The sequence below is a fragment of the Clostridium sp. CM042 genome (assembly GCF_055080995.1).
Genome location: NZ_CM143646.1, coordinates 2,285,867 through 2,302,831 on the forward strand (window position 1 = coordinate 2,285,867; position 16,965 = coordinate 2,302,831).

Genomic DNA, 16,965 nt, shown 5'->3' on the forward strand with positions numbered 1-16,965 from the left:
TAGGCGTTAAGCAGATTATTTTTTTAAGCTCACAAAAACATCACAACTGTTAAATATAATTAGAATTAAAGAAGGAGCTGATTAATCACTATGTATATTTTCAAAAATGCACTTAAAAATATTTCGAGAAATCTAGCGAGAAATATATTAATAGGAATTATTGCGCTTGTAATCGCAGTTTCTAGCTGTGTTGCTTTATCTATTAAACAAGCAGCAAAAACTGCCCAGAACGAGGGACTAAAAGACTTATCAATTACAGCTACAATTGGAGTGGATATGACAAAACTCCAAGAACAAGCTAAGAATGACAGACAGGCATTACGTCAGCTTATGCAAGATCATCAGGCAATTACCTTAGCTGAAATGCAAAAATACTCAAATTCAAGCTATGTTAAAGATTTTAATTACTCATTAGAAAGTTCTATTTCAAAAAGTGATGGCATCGAGCCATATACTGAAACCGAAAGCACGACAACCGGAGATACAAATGAATTTAAAGTTGTCACTGGTGACAAAAAAGGCTTTGGAGGTATGGGGCAACAGGGTGATTTCACAATTATGGGGTATAACACAGAAAATGCAATGACATCATTTGTAGATGGTACAAATAAAATTGCATCCGGTGGGATTTTTTCATTTGATAAAGCAGATAACTCCTGCCTAATAAGTGATACACTTTCAACTTTTAACAAGTTAAAGGTTGGTGATAAAATAAAGTTATCAAACCCTAATTTAAGTACGGAAACATATGAACTCACCATAAAGGGCATTTATAGCACAACCGCTACAAGTGATAATAAAATGATGAGATTTTCCGCATCGCAGGATCCCGCAAATTATATTTATACAAACTACAACACACTAAAAGCAATTACTAATAACTCAGAAAGCAAGGCACAAAAGGCTACTGACCAAAATGAAAATGAAACCACAACAGCTTTAAGAAGCCAAACTAGTGGTATATATTCTTTTTCAAATGTAGAACAATTCAATAACTTTAAAACTGATGCGGTATCACGTGGACTGTCAAAAGATTATACTGTTACCTCAAAAGATGTAACCAATTACGAACAAAGCTTAGTTCCACTTAAGAATTTAAACAAATTTGCGGACATATTTCTTTTACTTGTTTTTATAATTGGTGGAACAATTTTAGTTGTACTTAACATCTTTAATATTCGTGAACGTAAATATGAGGTAGGCGTATTGACTGCTATTGGAATGAAGAAAATAAAAGTTGCATTTCAGTTTGTTATAGAGCTGTTTTTAGTTACTTTTGTTGCAATAATTATTGGGACATCAATTGGAGCAATAGCTTCTGTACCAATTGCAAACACATTACTTGAAAGCCAAGTGACATCGGCTCAAACACAGAAGTCCACCCAAAACGAAAATTTTGGAAGATCAGGAATGGTCCAAGGTGGAGGAAGTGCTCAAATTGGAAATTTTACAAAGAATAACGATGTCAGCTATATTAAAAATATAACAGCAACAACTGATATTAATGTAATATTGCAGTTAATTGGCATTGGTATACTACTTACAATAATTAGTAGCTGCGGAGCGATAATATTCATCTTACGCTATGAACCGCTTAAGATATTATCAAATAGGAATTAGGGGGAGAGGTATATGAGTATATTAAAACTTGAAAGTTTGTCTTATTCTTATGATGGTAATAATCAAAAGATTTTAAATGACATTAATTTCGAATTTGAAAAGGGCAAAATCTATTCAATTGTAGGCAAATCAGGCGCAGGCAAAAGTACACTTTTATCTGTACTATCGGGGTTAACTACTCCAACTGAAGGGAAGATTTTATATGATGGCAAAGATATCAAAACAATAGATAAATACCAATATAGGAGCAGAATGGTGGGAGTTATATTTCAAGGATACAATTTGTTGCCTCAGCTGACAGCACAGGAAAATGTGGTATTATCACTTGATGTATCTGGAAAGAAACTAGAAAATAAAAACGAAATTGCTCTAAATATGTTATCAAATTTAGAACTTGATGAAACAAAATCAAAGCGTAGAGTCCTAAAGCTTTCTGGTGGTGAACAGCAAAGGGTTGCAATAGCAAGGGCATTATCATATAATCCGGATATAATTTTAGCTGACGAGCCAACAGGCAACCTCGATAAAGACACAGAAGAAGGCATAATGAAGATTTTTTTAGAACTAGCAAGGCAGCAAGACAAATGTGTAATTATCGTTACTCATTCATCAAAAGTAGCTTCATTCGCTGATAAAAAAATAATGATTGCTAACGGAAAATTTGATAAAAACGAAGATAGCGAGCTATCTTCGCTGGAAAATCACCCCCAATGATTCCGTGAATGACTTCCATTTAAAATGAAATTAAACCCTCCTATTTGATTAGGAGGGTTTAATTTCGTATCCACCTATAGGTGGGGCTTATTAAATCATATATACTTTTCCGTTTCTTCATACTCTTTAAGTTCATTAACCAAATGCTTAATCTCCTGATCCTTATTCTTGTCCATTACTAATATAACATCTCCTGCATCGACAATTATAAGATCCTTTACACCAAACCCAATTATAAGTCTGTCCTTACCAAATACTGAACAATTTTCACTCTCTTCCATAAACGTGTTACCCAAAACATTGTTACCGCGTAAATTACTTAGAAACCTTGAAAGCGCTGCGAAGGTTCCTATGTCATCCCATACAAAGTCACATTTTATAACAAATGCCTTTCTAGTTTTCTGCATTATGCCAAAATCCACTGATATTCCATCTATTTCATTATACTGTTCTTTTATTACTTCAGTTTCTTCATCGGTCTCTAAAGCTTGATATATAGTCATTAATCTTTTATACATCTTAGGTAAATACTTATCCATCTCTCGTAAGTACACATCTGCTCTCCATACAAACATACCACTATTCCAAAGGAAGTTTCCTTTTAAGAGCAAATCCTTGGCTACTTCGGTATTAGGTTTTTCTAAAAATCGTTCTACTTTGAACGTAGGCATATCAGCGTTTACCCTATCTCCCATTTCTATATAACCATAACCAGTTTCTGGTCTCGTAGGCTGTACACCTATGGTGACTAGTCCTCTTTTTTTATTTGCAATTTCAACCCCTTGTAAAACAGTTTCTTTAAACTCCTTTTCATTTTCTATATAATGATCAGAAGGTAAAACTATCATGGTTGCTTCCTTGTCCTGTTTAACTAGCTTGGCAGCGGATAGACCTATACAAGTAGCAGTTTCTTTATTACTAGGTTCCACAAATATATTTTTTCTGTTGATTTCTGGAAGTTCTTTACAGATTTTATCAAAATAATCTTCATTAGTAACTACATAAATATTTTCATTGCTAACTAAACATTTTATTCTATCCACAGTGCTTCTTAAAAAGCTCTTATTATTGATAATATTCAAAAACTGCTTTGGGTTTTGTGCACGAGATAGAGGGTAAAGTCTTGTTCCCTTTCCACCTGCTAAGATTAGTACGTATATCAAAATACCACCCCAAATTATTACTCATTTCATTTTATGATTTATAAGTCTATGTTGTGAGAACAATTTATAATATTGTTTAAGTATTTAGTTTTATGTGTTTTAAAATTGCTTATACTCCTTATCATATTTTGAAAAACAAAAAATGTGTAGGATGAAAAATATATCTTTCATACTACACACTTTTTGTCTAGATGTTTTTATTTCTCATCTGAGACAATACTCTCTTTATCTAAGACAATAACCTCTTCATCAAAAGGCGAAACAAATTCAAATCTGTCTGTTGACATTTTGCCCCCGCTTTTTGCAAGTAATTCTAAATCATCATATTCTTCAATATTATATTCCTTTAAAACAGAGGTCATATCCTTTTCTTCCTGGCATGGTAGTCGCTTTACAAATGAACGAAATAATTCTTCGCTGAAATACTTTGCATTTACTATAGGAAAACACGACAATGGAGAAAATCCATATGCTTCAGCCTTTTTAACACCCTCAATATCATATTTAAAATAATATTTTTCCGTTCTTTTGCTTAATTCTCCTACTTTAAATGTTTCTTCTTGTTCATTTTTCCATATCATCCATATTACGTTCTTCACTTTGCTAGTCATTCCTCTCACCCTCTTATTAAAAATCATACTATAATCATATTCTCCCATTATACTTATTATAACTTAATTGGAATAATATGCAAACAAAAATTTCACTAAGTAAGGTTTTATGTTTTTTTAATTATTTAATTTTTGTGATAATCTATCCATAACTACACTAGGATTTCTATAGAATTCACTGGCACGTATTTTATAAAACTCCCATCCAACCCTTTCAAGACACATCTGCATTTCATACTGCTTTTGCCAATTATAATTTTCATCTTGTGGCATTCCAATGCATTTAACTGCTATTTTTTTATAATTCCCTCCAGTAATATCCAAGGATAAATCCGTTTCTACAACAAAATCTATAGTATATTTTCCTACTTTAACCTTTGGTGTAATCTTATATCCACTTTCTTTTATGCATCTTTCTATATGCTCCTCAAAATCATTTAATAATAAATATTGTGGTGATTTAATTTCTTCCTTAGGTTCATTCTCCTCTAGGCAATATTTTAATAGGGAGTATCTAACACATTTATTATTAAGGTTCTCTAAATCAACTGAGTGAAACAGCCACATTTGATTCCTTGCACGGCTCGCCGCTACGTTAAATCTTCTTATATCTGATCCCTTAGTTAAAGCTGTAAATTTAGCATTATTTGCAATAACCATTGATAGGAACATTACATCTCTCTCATCCCCCTGGAAAGAATAGGCATCTCCACATATAAGTCTTCTTTGCAGTATTTCCTCCATGCCAAGTGTCTCTACCAACATGCCCAGTATTAATTCAGCTTGAGCGTCCCCTAGTAGCGATATAACTCCCATTGTCATGCCATTATACCTCTCATTACTACAACACTCTACTATCTTATCTACAATGCTCTTTGCTTCGTTTACGTTTATAGCCTTAGTTTCATCCCTACATCCCTGCGTAACTTTAGAGGTTACTATAAATGGGCCAACTATTTCTTTAGCATCTATTCTTCTTAAAGGTATTATTTCGCCCGAATAGCACAATTCATTACTAAATCCAATTATCTCTGGCACGCACCTAAAGTGTTCCTTTAATAATAATCTATTTGGGAATACCCTTAGGGCTGTATTGTACAAGCTAGTTTTTAGATCGAACCATTCTGCATGTGGAATATTTTCTAAATATGTGTTTATTAAAGTTTCTACAGCAACATGGTCCTTTCCAATAGCTTCTGGACTTATTTGCTTTTCATCTCCTACAATAATTGCCTTCTTAGCCCTCATTAAAACTGTTATAGCTGATATATCGCTTTGACTGCTCTCGTCCACAATTACCACATCGAATAAATTATCCGTAAGCTTTAAATTTTCCATGACTCTATTTATCGGCATAATCCATACAGGAATTACATCCTTACAATTTTCCATTTCCTTTTGTGCAATTTTCCTATACTTCACTGCCTGAGTTCCTGTGCCTTTTCCTATTCTTTTTATAGCTTCCATCCAAGTAAATAAGCTTCTTTTTTGAGCCTCAGTAGTACGCTCTATTTGATTAACCCAACTTTTTTTAGAAACAAGTTCTCTTATAATATATTTTTCTTTAATTTTTTCCTGGGCTGTATTTTTCTCTAAAGTTTCTACATCAATCTCTTCTAATTTGCACAAAAAATCATTCCATTTTTTCCACTTCCATGCCTTTTCCCAATTTAAACTTTCTAAATTCTTCATGGTTTTTTTATTATTATTTGTAATATTTCCAAGTAATATCGGACAGCATTTTTCTATCTTTTTACTCAATTCTGTTAATTCCAACACACTACTCGCTACTTGCATTAGACTATCAATCTCCATATAAACAGAATGCAAACTATCAATGTCTCTTGTGTTTATAGCTTTGTGTAATTTTTGCATGCACCCTATATTATTGAATGTTCTCTCTATCCCTTCCATTTCTAAGTTTAATTTATTATATTTATTTATAAGCCTTAAGCTCTCAAATCCATTTTTAAGATAAACATATGATTCTTTTTCATTCCAATGTAAACTAATTGTCAGGTTTTTATCTGGTAAAAAATTAATTATATTATTTCTAAAGTCTTTGTCCCAATTAATAATCGTTTCAATACCCCTAATACCGCCTGCGACTTCACTTACATAGTTTAAGTTCGAATCATCTATAATCTTTGGCCCATACCCTTCTATTGTATTATTCCAAATATTTTTAAGCTCTCTTTCTAATAGCTGTAGCTTTATATATAAATTAACTACCCTTATTTGTTCACTATTATTTATAAACTCATAATCTACCTTGCAACCTGCGAATATATATTTAAACTTACCATGGAGCATCTTAAATACAATTCCTAGTTTGCCTTTTTCACTTATTGTTTTTGATACAACATCAAAGTCATTTTTAAATCTGTTTATATCAACATCAGTCGGTATTTCTAACTTGTGATCATTTAATTCTTGCTTAATTTCACTTATACTTCTTATATATTCATTACACCTATTAACTAATTGTTGCCAAAGACCTTGTGATTCGTTATTAGAATAATAATGAGTCATAACATTATTTAGCCAGCTATTTTCAAACCCTTCTAGTCTTTCTATTGCATCATTTACAAGTTTTAGTAATCTCCTATTTCCATAATCTATCGCATTAACATTATTCCAGTCTTTAATATTATTCTCATGAATATGTTGGTACTGTTCTAATTTAAATAATTCTAATATTTTATAACATAACTCATCTTCTTTAGGCAATATCGCTCTGTACTTAACTATGTTATTTATTTCATGTATTTGCTCTTTTGTAATTATACTTGATAATGTAACTAACTTATTAAATTCTTCAGTGCTTAGGGGATTTTGTTTATTAAAATCAACTTTATCTACTAGCCAAGAATGAGCATCTTCATTATCTTTAACCCACCTAGCAATATGCATTAATGTGTATTTTTGTCCTTCATATTCTACCTTATCGTTTTCTCTATCTTCAATGCATTTTAACTCTTCATATAAACTCTTTTGAGTTTCGAGGCACTTACTAAGTTTATATTTTAAGAGTTTTATGTCTTTATGTAATTCTTTAGTGTCCATTGATAAATTTTCTGTTATTTTTCTAACAGACTCGTCCAATTCTTCTAGTGATTTCGTATCATTTCCTAATATACTTATACATAATGACCTAACTTCTTCTGGTATTTTATTAGACAAAACCCTTAATGCTCTATCTGTTTGGCTTGTCACTAGTACCCTTTTGCCATGTGCCAAAAGATGGCATATTAGATTAGCTATAGAATGGCTTTTACCAGTACCTGGCGGACCCTGTACAACGATGCCAAAGTTTTCAGCGAGTCTCTTAGTTATTTCCATTTGCTCCTGATTTGCAGGCAGAGGAAATAATACATCTTGTCCTACTTCCTTCCACTCATTAAGTTCCTGGGCATCTTGCACCATATCTTCCTCTGAAACCAAAGCTTCTATAGTTTTGGGAATAGGAAATCCCGCTCTAATTTGTGAAAGTACATCATTTAGTTCCATATTCCAAAGTCTTGTGTCAACCTTACGAAGTATGATGCATGGGGCATTGTAAAATTGTATGTTACTTTGAATCTTTATATCTGATTCACCGCTTAGCTCCTCAATATAAAAATCCGACCTGTGAGCTTTTAAAAGCATAGCTATCTCTTCAAATATTTTTGAAGCCATTTCAATATTTCTCACATCCAGAGCCATATCTTTTGCTTTATTGCGAATGTTTAGTAAACTATCTAAGTTTACCTCCAAATATTCATTTAAAAATTCAAGCTCCACATTGGTTTGGTTATTATATGGTTTTAGAGTAAATGTTTTTTTCATTGAGTCAAGTTTTATTTCCATTTTAGTCGTAAAAATAGGATGGACTACTTCTTTGCCCTCTTTTTTCCAAGTTAAAATCCCATTTGACCAAATCATCTCTAAATCTTCACTGTTTTTTTCTAATTTTAAATATGTTTTCTGAAACTGAGCATATAATTTTCCTGCTCTCTCATCTATCGTTAACCAATAATCCTTATTTTCATCAACATTAAAAGTGCACCCACTAATATTTTGGAGCTCCTTTTGCCAATGTACATTTTCATATTCATTAATATTTCTTATAGTTTTTTGATTCATATTTTTTATACTTAGTAAATATGAAAATATTTTTTCTACTTTATTATTAATATTCAAAACTTTGTTACCTCCAACTTGTTAATTTGACATTTATAAAATCACCTAATTGTATATTTAAGGGTCATGCAAATAATGTAAAAAGTCTTATTAAAACTTATTTGGTTTTAATAAGACTTATATTTATTTACAGGAATCTCTCTCCACTATTCTATAAGGTAATACAAAATGTTTTTCCTCAACCTCTAAATTATTTATAGCTTTTATAAGCATTCTCATACTTACAGAGCCCATGTCATACATTGGTTGAGCTACTGTAGTCAATTTAGGATAGAATATTGAAGCTGAATAAATATCATCAAAGCCCATAACATCTATGTCCTCCGGAACTTTAATAGATTTATCTCTTAATGCATTTATTACTCCCATAGCAATTTCATCACTAGCACAGAATACTGCGTCTATTTGGGCACCTTTATCTAATATCGCATTAATCCCCTTGTACCCATCTCTAGCCTTAACTCCGCCAAGATAAATTAGCTCTTTATCAAGTGTTATCCCCATTTCCTCAAGCCCTTTGATATAGCCTGTGTGCCTTTTAGCTAACGCATTAACTTTTTCTATAGCAGTACCTACATAAGCAATTTTTTTATTGCCCTTATTTATCAAATATTTTACCGCATCAGCTGCTGCCCTTACATTATCAATGGTAACACTAGGTAATATTCCACCAGCATCTGTAGTTTCTACAAGAACCGTCGGCATTTCGAGTTCTTTTATTAAGCTTATAACATTATTCTCTATGGAATTACTCATGTATATAACTCCATCTATCATTTTCTCTTTAAGTATTCTTAAAGATTCCATTTCTTTTTCTACGTCTAAATCCGCATTGCAAAGCATAATGTTGTACTTATAAATATTAGCTACATCCTCACAGCCTCTAACAATTTCAGGATAAAATTGATTTGATATATCTGGTATAATTATCCCTATAGTGCTAGATTTTTGTGTTTTTAAGCTTCTTGCAACTATATTAGGCCTATATGACAATTTTTTTATAGAATCTTTTACCTTTTTCTTAGTGTCTTCATTTACCACATCTATATCATTTAAAACTCTGGATACTGTGGCAATAGAAACCCCCGCTTCTCTTGCAACGTCTTTTATTGAAGCAGCCATATTCTCAACTCCTACTATTTTCTTATCTTACCATTATACTGATAAAAGCCTGTTATTTCAAGCTATAATATGAACTTACTACTATTAGTATAGTTATAGTGTTCCCATTAAATTAACTTTATAATGATATTTATAAATATATTACATAAAGTGTACCCGCATATTATCATTACTAAAAAAGAAAGTATGTGCTTAACCTCACATACTTTCTACAATCATTATTAATTATAATTTTTCTAAATCTAGTTTTAAATCTTCGCCATTTATCTTAACTGTCGTATATTCTCTTTCCCCATTATATACAATTTCTACAGATAAAGTATCCCGTTTTATTTGCTCCTCAAATCTCCAAATTGTATTTTGAAGCATTTCATTTCCAGAAACGTAGATTCTAATCTTATCAGCAACTTCAAACCCACTTTCTTTTCTCATGTTTTGAATTTTGCTTAAGATCTCACGTACGTTTCCTTCTTCTTTAAGTTCTTCAGTGATGTTAGTCATTAAGACTACTCCCATTTCACCTTCTCCAGCAAATGCATAACCTTCAAGCCCTTGCATTGTAACAAGTAATTTCTCACTATTGAGTTCTATTTCTGTTCCTGCTACATTTATAGTAACTACGCTTCCGTTATTTATAGTTTGAGCAAGCTCCATTTGGTTCATAGCTCCTATTGCTTTCTTAATTCCTGGTATTAACTTACCATATGGCTTACCTAGCACAGGTAAATTTGGTTTAATTTCAAATTTAACATATTTAGAAATATCCGCTCCTAGCTCTACTTCTTTAATATTAAGTTCTTCTTTTACTATATGCCCATAATATTCTGGAAGAGATTTAGAACTAACTAGCATTTTAGAAAGTGGCTGTCTATTCTTTATATTAGCAGCATTTCGTGCACTTCTTCCTAGTTTAACTGTTCTATATGCCATATCCATTTCTTCTTCTAATACTTTATCTACTTGATCTTCTCTATACTGCGGCCAAGCACATAAGTGAATACTTTCTGGTGCACTTTTGTCAAAAGCAACTACTAGGTTTTGATACAACTCTTCTGTTATAAATGGTATAAATGGTGCAGATATTTTAGCAAAAGTTGTGATAACTCTGTATAGTGTCATATAAGCACCTATCTTATCATCTGTAAGTGATTCTACCCAGTACCTTGCCCTATTACGTCTTACATACCAGTTAGAAAGCCCATCAATAAAGTCTTCAAGTTCAAGAGCTCCTTGAGTTATTCTATAGTTTGTTAGATGCTCATCTATGTTTTTAACTAATGAGTTAAGTTTTGACATCATCCATTTATCCATAATATTTACGGATGTAAAGTCTTCATATTTAGTTGGGTCAAAATTATCTATTTCAGCATATAGAATATAAAATGAATATACATTCCAAAGGGTTCCTATGAACTTTCTTTGTGCTTCAATAACTGCTCCTTCATAAAATCTTGAAGGTAACCATGGTGCACTAGCAGTATAAAAATACCATCTTAGAGCATCTGCTCCTTGATTTTCTAGCACTGTAAATGGACTTAACACATTTCCTTTATGCTTAGACATTTTAAGTCCGTTTTTATCCAATACATGCCCTAGTACAATACAGTTTTCAAATGGGTTTGTATCAAACACAGCTGTAGATATCGCAAGTAACGTATAGAACCATCCTCTTGTTTGATCTACTGCCTCTGAAATAAATTGAGCTGGAAAATTAGCTTCAAATAGTTCTTTATTTTCAAATGGATAGTGATGTTGCGCAAATGGCATTGAACCTGAATCAAACCAGCAATCTATAACTTCTTCTACCCTATCCATAGATTTTCCGCATTTTGGACACTTTAAATGTACTTTATCTATATATGGTTTATGAAGTTCTATTCCTTCAGGAACATCTTTTCCTTTTTCATTAAGTTCTGCTATACTTCCTATAAGTTCGCGATGTCCGCATTCACATTCCCATATTGGAAGTGGAGTTCCCCAGTACCTTGTTCTACTTATACTCCAATCTATAACGCCTTCAAGGAATTTACCCATTCTACCTGTTCGTACATTGTCCGGCATCCAATTCACCTTATTGTTATTTTCTATAAGTTTGTCTCTTATTGAAGACATTCTTACAAACCAGCTTTCTCTTGGATAATATAAAAGTGGTGTATCACATCTCCAACAGTGTGGGTATGAGTGTTCAAATTTCTCTGCTTTATATAAAACATTGTTTTCTTTTAAATATTCTAATATCTTAGCATCAGCATCTTTAACAAAAATGCCCTTCCATGGAGCAACACAATCTACAAATTTCCCTTCTACATCAACTAAATTAATAAGTGGTAAATCGTATTTTTTAGAAAGCAAATTATCATCTTCACCATAAGCCGGAGCAATATGGACTATCCCTGTACCATCTGAGAGAGTTACGAAATCTCCGTGTACTATATAGAAGGCTTTTCCTTCTGGTGTATAGAAATCAAACATTTGCTCATATTCAAGACCTATTAGAGCTTCCCCTTTAAATTCACGTACTACCTCATACTCTCCCTCGAGTTTACTTAATAAGTCTCTTGAAAGTATTAAAGTCTCACCTTCTTGGATTACTTCAACATAATCATATTTTTTGTTTACTGCAAGTGCTACATTGCTTGGAAGAGTCCAAGGAGTTGTAGTCCAAACAAGTAAAGATTTTTCTTCACCTTTTATTTTAAACTTTACATATGCTGACATTTCTTTTACATCCTTATATCCTTGAGCTACTTCATGAGAAGATAGTGATGTTCCGCATCTTGGACAATAAGGCATTACCTTATGACCTTTGTATAATAGATCCTTATCCCACATTTGCTTTAATGCCCACCAAACTGATTCAATATAATTATTATGATAAGTTACATATGGATTCTCCATATCTACCCAGTATCCTACCCTATCCGACATTTCTTCCCACATATTAACATAGTTAAAGACACTATCCTTACATTCTTTTACAAATTTCTCTACTCCATATGCTTCTATTCCAGGTTTACCATCAATTCCAAGTTTTTTTTCTATTTCAAGTTCTACCGGTAACCCGTGAGTATCCCAACCTGCTTTTCTAAGCACTTTGTACCCCTTCATTACCTTATATCTTGGAATTAAATCCTTCATAACTCTTGTTAAAACGTGCCCTATGTGCGGCTTTCCATTAGCTGTTGGTGGACCATCATAAAAAGTAAAGGGCCCTCCTCCCTCATTTAAGTCAAAATTCTTTTGAATAATATCTTTTTCTTTCCAAAGCTTAAGCACATCTTTTTCTATATCCATAAAACTTTTTGAGGCATCATTTTTCTTATACATAATAAAACTCCTTTCCCTATTTCATTTAATAATTACTATTTGTATGTGGGGAACTTTCCTTCTGAAATGTCGTTAAATCATCACCTTCGGTACTGTTCTAATCTTCGATGCTGCAATACTTTTAAATATAAAAAAACCCCACCCTAAATAGGACGAAGTTAAATTCGTTATGCCACCTATATAATAAATATAATTCAAGTACAATAATACCTTATTCTTTAACGCAGAAATACGGATAAGCTTACTAAACATTCAGCTCTCAGCTCCTAGGTGATTTTCTTTAAACCTTCACTATGGGTTCTCAACCTGGCCCATTCTCTGTAAGTTACTTGCTTAAATACTTTTCCTAATCAAAGCTTTTTATTAGTCATAATCAATAATTACTATGAACTTCTTATCATTATATTATAATGAATTTTTATTGTCAATTTCTTTTTAAATTCTCTTTTATTTACCATGAAAAAAAGAGGTCTATATCTAAAGATTTAAATTTATGTTATAAAGCCTATATCTTTATATTTTGGGAATACTATTCCACTGAGTCTTCAATAACTACTTTGATTATTTAAATATCACCTTTTCACAGATGTATGTGATATAATACTAGTTAAAAAAACTTTGTTATGATTTGAAATCATAAATGAATTTGCATCTATAACAACTTGCAAAATAACGCCATCATTTTGTAATTAATCGCAATTAATGACGTTTTCTCATTGACATACTTTCATTTTTATAATAAAATCATTTTATTTATAAATAAAATTTTGTTGTATAAAAAAAAGTTCTCTACTATTACTATATGTGATAGTCTTGTTACAGGCAATTTAAATATATACTTTAAAGGAGGAATATTATTTTGAAAAAATTAATTTATGTAATTCCTAAAGAAAATCATTCTGAAAAAGAAATTAAAGAAATTTTACTTGCACACTCTGAGGTGAAGTTCGTTTCACTAGTTGGTATTGACTTATCCGGTAATGACACCGACGAGAGAATTCCAATGCACATATTCTTAAATGATATTAGTGGTTTCGCAAGCGGTGCTATTCAGACTGATGGTTCATCTGTAGTATTGCCAGGTATTGCTACTCTAAACAATGCTAAATTAGACATGCTAGCAGATTTTGACTGTAATTGGTACGTCGACTACAATTACGAAAACATTGATGCTGAAACAGAATCACCTATAGGTACATTAAAAATTCCATGTGTATTATTACATGATAATCTCCCAGTGGATTCAAGATCGATCTTAAAAAGATCCGTTGAATGCTTTAAAACAACCCTTCTTAATTTATTCAAAGAAAATCCATCATCTTTAAATTCTTTTGATTTTGAATATAAAGATATTGATGAGCTAATGCTCACTTCTGCCACTGAGTTAGAATTTTGGGTAAAAACACCTAATGATAAGGCTGATATAGAAGAACTATCTACTTCTCAAGTACTAAAAGAACAATATTGGAGTAAAACTAAAGGAAATGTTCGAACAGCTCTCGAGCAAACGCTTCTTCTAATGGAAGAGTATGGTTTTGAGCCTGAAATGGGCCATAAAGAAGTTGGTGGAGTAAAAGCTCAAATAGGTGAAGCTGGTACTCTAACACATATTATGGAACAACTTGAATTAGATTGGAAGTTTTCAAACGCTCTTCAATGTGCAGATAATGAGCTATTTATCAGAAATTTAGTAAAAGAAACTTTCAGACTTAACGGTCTAGATGTTAATTTTCTAGCAAAGCCTGTACATGATGTGGCTGGAAGCGGTGAACATATTCATGTTGGAGTAGCTGTAAAATTAAAAAATGGAAAGAGAGTTAACTTATTCAATTCAAAAGAAAAACATTTTTTAAGCACTTTAGGTTATGCTTCCGTGATGGGCGTACTTAAAAATTATGAAGTAATAAATCCATTTGTTTCCTCAACAAATGATGCTTTAAGAAGATTAAAAGTTGGTTTTGAGGCTCCTATTTGCATAGTAACTTCACTTGGTCACAGTGTAGATATTCCGTCGAGAAACAGATCTATACTTTTGGCATTAATAAGAGACCTTGATAATCCCCTTGCTACAAGATTTGAGCTTAGATCTCCATGTCCACATACTAATGCCTACTTAGCTTTATCTACTCTATATATGACAATGCTCGATGGAATTGTATATGCAATAAAGAACAATAAATCTGAAGATGACCTTTTGAAAGAATTATCTAAAGCACCAGGAGACGACAGTGATTATTTAGAAAAAGATAGAGCTTACAGAAGTGAAGAAGATGTATTTGAATTCTATACAGAAGAAGAGCGCGGAAAATATTTTGGAAAAGCACCTAAAACTGTTTATGAAAATGTTCGTACATTAGAAGAATATCCTGAAAAAGTTAGGGTCCTTACAGCTTCCAATGTATTTACTACTAGCATAATAAATAGTTTTAAAATGGCAATAACCACTAGATGGGTTACTGAAATAAATAATAGATTATTAAACAATTATGCAGAAGAAATTCGAAAATCTAAAATGATTCATACTGTTGAAAAGGCTTTAGATTTAGATTTAGCAAATTGGCAAAAAATTAATGATCTTAGACATTCTCTTATGAAGGATACTTATTCTAAGAAAAGCCTATTTACTAAAATAAAAGAAGCTTCTAAACTTGAAAACTATGAGGAACTTTCATCATTACAAATACAATTAGATGCACAAATGGAAGAGCTCAGGCTTTATTATTCTAACTATAAAAAGAATTTGTTAGATATTTAATAAAAAAACAAAATTATATATTACGAATTATAAACAACGTATAAAATATTCTTTTACTACACAATATATTAATTTTAACGACATTTCAGAAGGAAAGTCTCCCACTTCTATAAGTGGGAGTTACATACCATAACAAAGAGAAAAGATTTAACAAAAGGAGAATTTACATGAAAATAACTTGGTTAGGTCATTCATGCTTTCTTTTGGAAGATTCAAAAGGTGTGAAGCTTTTAACAGATCCATTTGACAATACTGCGGGGTATGATATTTATAAAGGTAGTCCAGATATTGTAACTATAAGTCATCAACATTTTGATCATAATTATATCAAAGAGCTAAAGGGTAATTATGAAATTATAGATAAAATTGGTATGTCCACTTCACATGATATACCTATAAAAGGTACCCCTTCTTATCACGACAAAAATAAAGGTGCAAAACGTGGCGATAATATAATATTCACTTTTAGAATGGACGGGTATTCCTTATGTCACTTAGGAGATCTAGGCCACACTCTTTCAAATGATGATATGGCCTCCATTGGAGATGTAGATATATTGTTTATCCCAGTAGGGGGTAATTATACAATTGATGGCAAGAAAGCGTCGGAAGTTACTAAAAAAATGACCCCCAAAATAGTTATACCTATGCACTATAAAACTTCACGACTATCGCTTCCATTAGAGGGAGTAGAAACATTTCTTATGTATATGAAAAACGCCTCAAAAATAGATAGTAATACTTTAGTTATTAATGATGAAATAAAAGAATCCATGTCTGTCAAAATATTAAACTATATTTAGAAAGAAAAGCCCACCATTTAAAAATAAGTGGTGGACTTTCCTTTTTAATTTCACATTGGATCAAATTATTAATAATGAATTTTATATTTATTTATTCCATAATACAATTTGATTTTCTAAAATACTTTTTTGAACATCAATGATTCTCTGATTAGAGGATCCAGTATACTTACTAGCGCCTACCTTTAATTCTTTATCAAATTTACCATCAATAAGTATGTCAATACAGCTTAGTAGCCTTAGTTTATCGCTATCTCCGATATGTATTAGCTCTTCAAAAGTGTATCCACTATAACACCAAATATTTAATCCCTGGACCCTTAATTTCTCTGACAATTTCGATAAAGCTACCGCACTCTCAAAAGGTTCTCCTCCTGAAAAGGTAACCCCTTTTATTATGGGAATATTATTCTTTATTTTTTGCGCAATATCATCTATTGAAGTAGACTCCCCATAATTAAAATCTTGCATAAACTCATTTTGGCAACTTTCACAGTTATGCATGCAGCCAGACACAAAAATTACAGATCTAAGTCCGTCTCCATTAACTAATGAATTGTCTAAAAACCCACCTATTTGAAGTTTCATTCAATCCCTCACCTTTTATAAAATAAGCAACATGAAAATAATGGGCAATTGCTTAATACAATTGACCATTATTTTTATCG

General features: G+C 31.8%; 10 protein-coding genes and 1 other annotated feature. Of the genes, 4 read left to right on the plus strand and 6 right to left on the minus strand.

Annotated elements, in window-relative coordinates; genetic code table 11:
• Nucleotides 1-90: 90 nt before the first annotated feature.
• Together ACWJJ7_RS10835 and ACWJJ7_RS10840 are read left to right on the plus strand one after the other, a co-directional pair.
• Nucleotides 91-1,620: an ABC transporter permease gene (locus tag ACWJJ7_RS10835; RefSeq protein WP_462962148.1), complete on the plus strand. Its 1,530-nt coding sequence runs from the start codon at nucleotides 91-93 to the stop codon at nucleotides 1,618-1,620.
• Nucleotides 1,621-1,632: 12 nt separating this feature from the next.
• Entirely contained in the window at nucleotides 1,633-2,334 is a 702-nt protein-coding gene (locus ACWJJ7_RS10840; protein WP_462962149.1) for an ABC transporter ATP-binding protein, read from the plus strand.
• 95 nt (nucleotides 2,335-2,429) lie between these two features.
• Here ACWJJ7_RS10840 and ACWJJ7_RS10845 read toward each other — a convergent pair whose 3' ends face one another.
• The 5 genes from ACWJJ7_RS10845 to ileS all read right to left on the minus strand — a co-directional run bounded on the left by ACWJJ7_RS10845 (nucleotide 2,430) and on the right by ileS (nucleotide 12,739).
• Entirely contained in the window at nucleotides 2,430-3,497 is a 1,068-nt protein-coding gene (locus ACWJJ7_RS10845; protein WP_462962150.1) for a mannose-1-phosphate guanylyltransferase, read from the minus strand.
• Between the two features lie 197 nt (nucleotides 3,498-3,694).
• The gene (locus ACWJJ7_RS10850; protein WP_462962151.1) at nucleotides 3,695-4,108 is read right to left on the minus strand and encodes a HipA N-terminal domain-containing protein; all 414 of its coding nucleotides are present in this window, start codon (nucleotides 4,106-4,108) and stop codon (nucleotides 3,695-3,697) included.
• Between the two features lie 117 nt (nucleotides 4,109-4,225).
• Nucleotides 4,226-8,290, minus strand: coding sequence for an AAA domain-containing protein (locus tag ACWJJ7_RS10855; protein ID WP_462962152.1), 4,065 nt, complete (start codon nucleotides 8,288-8,290; stop codon nucleotides 4,226-4,228).
• A gap of 123 nt (nucleotides 8,291-8,413) precedes the next feature.
• Complete coding sequence (locus ACWJJ7_RS10860; protein ID WP_462962153.1) at nucleotides 8,414-9,412, minus strand: LacI family DNA-binding transcriptional regulator; 999 nt, start codon at nucleotides 9,410-9,412, stop codon at nucleotides 8,414-8,416.
• 225 nt (nucleotides 9,413-9,637) lie between these two features.
• Complete coding sequence (ileS, locus tag ACWJJ7_RS10865; protein WP_462962154.1) at nucleotides 9,638-12,739, minus strand: isoleucine--tRNA ligase; 3,102 nt, start codon at nucleotides 12,737-12,739, stop codon at nucleotides 9,638-9,640.
• A gap of 145 nt (nucleotides 12,740-12,884) precedes the next feature.
• Nucleotides 12,885-13,102, minus strand: a binding site (T-box leader).
• 493 nt (nucleotides 13,103-13,595) lie between these two features.
• On the opposite strand from ileS, the gene ACWJJ7_RS10870 reads away from it, so the two are divergent.
• Nucleotides 13,596-15,494 (plus strand): type I glutamate--ammonia ligase, encoded by a 1,899-nt coding sequence (locus tag ACWJJ7_RS10870; protein WP_462964981.1) that lies wholly within the window; start codon nucleotides 13,596-13,598, stop codon nucleotides 15,492-15,494.
• Between the two features lie 167 nt (nucleotides 15,495-15,661).
• A complete protein-coding gene (locus ACWJJ7_RS10875) occupies nucleotides 15,662-16,297 on the plus strand; it encodes an MBL fold metallo-hydrolase (RefSeq protein ID WP_462962155.1) in 636 nt (211 codons plus the stop codon).
• A gap of 87 nt (nucleotides 16,298-16,384) precedes the next feature.
• Here the strand turns inward: ACWJJ7_RS10875 and nrdG are convergent, their stop codons facing one another.
• The gene (gene nrdG, locus ACWJJ7_RS10880) at nucleotides 16,385-16,885 is read right to left on the minus strand and encodes an anaerobic ribonucleoside-triphosphate reductase activating protein (RefSeq protein WP_462962156.1); all 501 of its coding nucleotides are present in this window, start codon (nucleotides 16,883-16,885) and stop codon (nucleotides 16,385-16,387) included.
• Between the last annotated feature and the right edge of the window lie 80 nt (nucleotides 16,886-16,965).